The following is a 3,549-nucleotide window of genomic DNA, read 5'->3' as shown; positions in this document are numbered from 1 at the left end:
TTGTGGAATATCGAAGCCTATAGATTAATTTCAAGAAATAATCATTTATATTGAATTATCACTACATATAGAGGACCACCCAATTTATTATAATTGGAAAATATTTTGATACTATGAAAAAGATAGCGATAATTATCAATCAACAATTTATTAAGTTATAATTATGAATAATCACGAAATAGGTTATCTTTATATTGCTACTGGAGACAAGTACATGAAAGAAGCAATTGTCTCTGCTACAAGCCTGAAAAAACTAAACGCAAAGGCTCATATTACTCTGGTAACTGATAAAAACATTAACAATTCACTGTTTGATGAAGTAGTTATTCGTCCTGCAGATATTAAACATTTTCAGGAAGGTTTGTTGTATAAAGTCAGGCATATTTATCATGGATCTCCCTACGAAAAAACTTTGTTTATTGATACAGATACATATTTCTGTGATGATTGTCAAGAAATATTTGAAACTCTAGATTTTTTTGATATGGCTGTTGCTCCAGACCCCACAGATCCTCATAAAGCAAAATCGCCTAAAACTAACAAAGTATTAGCTGCTTGTGAAACATATAATACGGGAGTTATTCTGTTTAAAAAAAGTGCAAATAATGAGTTTTTTTTTCACAGATGGTTAGAAATATATGAATCAAAAATTATTAATAAAACTGTAGGAAAGGAAAACGATCAAACTTCTTTTATAGAGGCTTGGCTAGAATCTAATTGTAAAATGTATGTTCTATCTCATGCTTGGAATGCAAGGACTCCCTTCTTTTTTACTTTGAAAGATGGTGTAAAAATTATCCACGGTAGACATAGGAATTATGAAGTTATAAAAAACGAACTTAATAGATTACCAGGTCGGCAACATCGATGTTGGTTGCCAATACAAAAAAGAACTATCAAAAAGAAACAGGGATGGGAATATCAATTATCACTTATAACTGATAAAATAAAGGAGTATTTAAAGCTTTAAATGAACTAAATCTAAAATTAGAAAACTATCAACCCGGTTTCTTGAAGAAACTGGGTTTTGAAAGTGACATATTACTTCACAATTAAGGTCGCTGTAACCGATCTTAAAATTCTGGTGCCCATACCTCAGCGACAGGTAATTCCCACCCTGGTAACAATTCTGGAACTTGTAAAACATCTCCATCCCTAAGCACAATTTTCTCAGTATTAAGGCGATAAACTTCCATTGTGCGACTGCGGGGATCTACTAATACTCCTACAGTCGTGCCATAAGTTAGAAACTGTTGAATTTTTTCTTGAAGTTTGGTTACAGAGTCAGTTTTAGATTTAACTTCAAAAATTAGATCGGGTACGATATCGGCATAATTTTCCGTAGTCTGGGGGAGGCGATCGCCACGAATAAAAGCAGCATCGGGAGCGCGAACATCTCCATCTGCATTTGGTAAACGAAAACCTGCACTGGAAGCTGTTACTCTGCCTAATTTTCGAGGTCGTACCCAGTTTAATAATAGATTAATAATCATTGCTGCTACTTCATCTGATTCTAAACCTGACGGACTCATAACGATAATTTCTCCTCCTACTAATTCCATTTGATGGTCTGGGTGTTCGCTTGTTAATTTTTCTAGGTCTTTTATTGTTAGATTTGGCATGGTTATTAATTATTTCTATTTCTAAATATACAGGACTCAGGCAAGATACCTGTGCTACAAATATTTTATCATTGGTATTATTGAGAAATTGAAGTTACCTTAATCTGAGTGACTCGGTGCATAGGTTTACTAGGTTTTTCTGTTGTTATTAATTCATCAGAATTTACAGAAATAGCAGCAGCAACATGAAGAGCATCTATTGCATTTAGACCAAAATCAGAAGCTAATTTTTGTGCAGATTCGACAATTTTTTCTAGTTCATTTGCCCAGATAGTACAACCTGTAAAAAATGTTTCATAAAAATTAACTTCAGCGAGGTTTTGAAAATAAATTGCTTTAGATAATACTTCTAATTTGACAAACGAGCTAGTGGCATATTCTCGTTGGAGGNAACATGAAGAGCATCTATTGCATTTAGACCAAAATCAGAAGCTAATTTTTGTGCAGATTCGACAATTTTTTCTAGTTCATTTGCCCAGATAGTACAACCTGTAAAAAATGTTTCATAAAAATTAACTTCAGCGAGGTTTTGAAAATAAATTGCTTTAGATAATACTTCTAATTTGACAAACGAGCTAGTGGCATATTCTCGTTGGAGGTCATCAAGAATTTCTTGTGCTTTTATTCCTATATAGGTTTCGCCTCGATATGCTTGAATAAGTACGCCAGAATCTATATAGGTTTTGATAATACTCACTGTCTTTCACCCCGACTTTCGGCAATTTCTTCTTCTATTTCATCCTTAGTTAGTAATTTACGCTCGGAAGGTATCTGAAGACGAATTTCCTGTAATTTTTTACCCATATCAGTTTTAGGTTCTCTTGCTCTTTCTAACCCATTCTTATATCTCTTATTTCTGTTAAGTAACTGGTGACAACGTTCTGAAGTACAACCTAATTCTGTCAAAATACAAGCTTGTAAAATGAAAGAAAGTAATTCTATAAACCAAGATAATTCTTCTGGTTGAGGAACCTTTTTCTTTTTCTTTAAAGATTCATCGTAATGAGTGAAATAATTTCTAGCATTCTTGATTTTAGTAGCAAATCCTTCTTTATCCTTAACTAATTGATTGGTTATTTCTGGGATTAATTCAAATATTTCTATTAATCTTTCTTGTAAAGTTGGTTCATTACTATGTTGAAGTCTGTCTTCTAGCCATTTTTTATACTCATCAGGAACATTATCTAAAACTGCTTTCCGACGCTTTTCATGCTCATCTTTTGGCAAAACATGATTTTTAATTTGACGGCGATGATAAGATTCTACAGCCTGAACAAGATTGAGAAATTTACTCTCTAAATAAATATCTGGTTTGTACTTAATACTGAAGAATAAATTCAAAATACTATCTAGTTTGTCAACAGAATCAAACCATCTTTGCATAATTAATGAAAAGTCACTCTTAATATCAGAGATAGAAAACAGCATCTCAGAGAAAATTTTATTGTGAAAAAGTAATTGATCTAGCTTTTTTCTATCGGGGTAGTAAGTTTTATAAATAGCTTTTATAGGGATTTCGTCTAGACTGTAACGGCTATCTACTATGTCTGTATCACCGTGACGGGAATAAAATTCTAATTCAGTAATGCAGTTAGTTCTATCAGTTGCAAAAGTTATAAAATTATTTAGAGGATGTATGAATTTAAAGTGAAAATCTTTACATAAAAGTTCTTCATTTGGTTTAATCATTAATGAGACAAATTGTTTGAAGTCGATACTTTCACGCTTACCTGCTTCAGAACAATTATAAAAGACAGAAAATTTTCCGTATGTTGTTTTTGCTTCAATATCTTCAGGGGCAGTATATGTAAATCTTAATTCTCTCTCTTTATTCCAATCTAAATCTCTCAAATCAGGTTCTCGCTTAATTAAAGGCAAGTCTGCCCAGTCAGATAGATAACTATACCGTACTCTAGCTTTATTAAAT

The 3,549-nt window shown here is 32.4% G+C and carries 4 protein-coding genes and 1 pseudogene; 1 reads left to right on the top strand and 4 read right to left on the bottom strand.

Features of this window, described 5'->3' with window-relative positions; genetic code table 11:
* The first annotated feature begins 163 nt into the window (after nucleotides 1-163).
* Nucleotides 164-970 carry a putative nucleotide-diphospho-sugar transferase gene (locus AFK68_RS05675; protein ID WP_094671943.1) on the top strand — a complete coding sequence of 269 codons (807 nt, stop codon included), beginning with the start codon at nucleotides 164-166 and terminating at the stop codon, nucleotides 968-970.
* Between the two features lie 103 nt (nucleotides 971-1,073).
* Here the strand turns inward: AFK68_RS05675 and AFK68_RS05670 are convergent, their stop codons facing one another.
* The 4 genes and pseudogenes from AFK68_RS05670 to AFK68_RS36320 form a co-directional block, all read right to left on the bottom strand.
* A complete protein-coding gene (locus tag AFK68_RS05670) occupies nucleotides 1,074-1,622 on the bottom strand; it encodes a Uma2 family endonuclease (protein ID WP_094671942.1) in 549 nt (182 codons plus the stop codon).
* A 77-nt stretch (nucleotides 1,623-1,699) separates the two neighbouring features.
* Nucleotides 1,700-2,012: pseudogene (locus AFK68_RS05665) on the bottom strand (PIN domain-containing protein); the annotation flags it as partial.
* Between the two features lies 1 nt (nucleotide 2,013).
* A partial coding sequence (locus tag AFK68_RS34550; protein ID WP_246844020.1) for a PIN domain-containing protein occupies nucleotides 2,014-2,319 on the bottom strand: 306 nt, incomplete at its 3' end.
* On the bottom strand, nucleotides 2,316-3,549 hold a 1,234-nt coding region (locus AFK68_RS36320; RefSeq protein WP_094671941.1), incomplete at its 5' end, for a HEPN domain-containing protein. The genes AFK68_RS36320 and AFK68_RS34550, both read right to left, overlap by 4 nt.

It is taken from the genome of Hydrocoleum sp. CS-953 (genome assembly GCF_002260545.1).
GTDB lineage: Bacteria > Cyanobacteriota > Cyanobacteriia > Cyanobacteriales > Microcoleaceae > Trichodesmium.
This window is presented reverse-complemented; position numbering and strand designations above follow the sequence as displayed.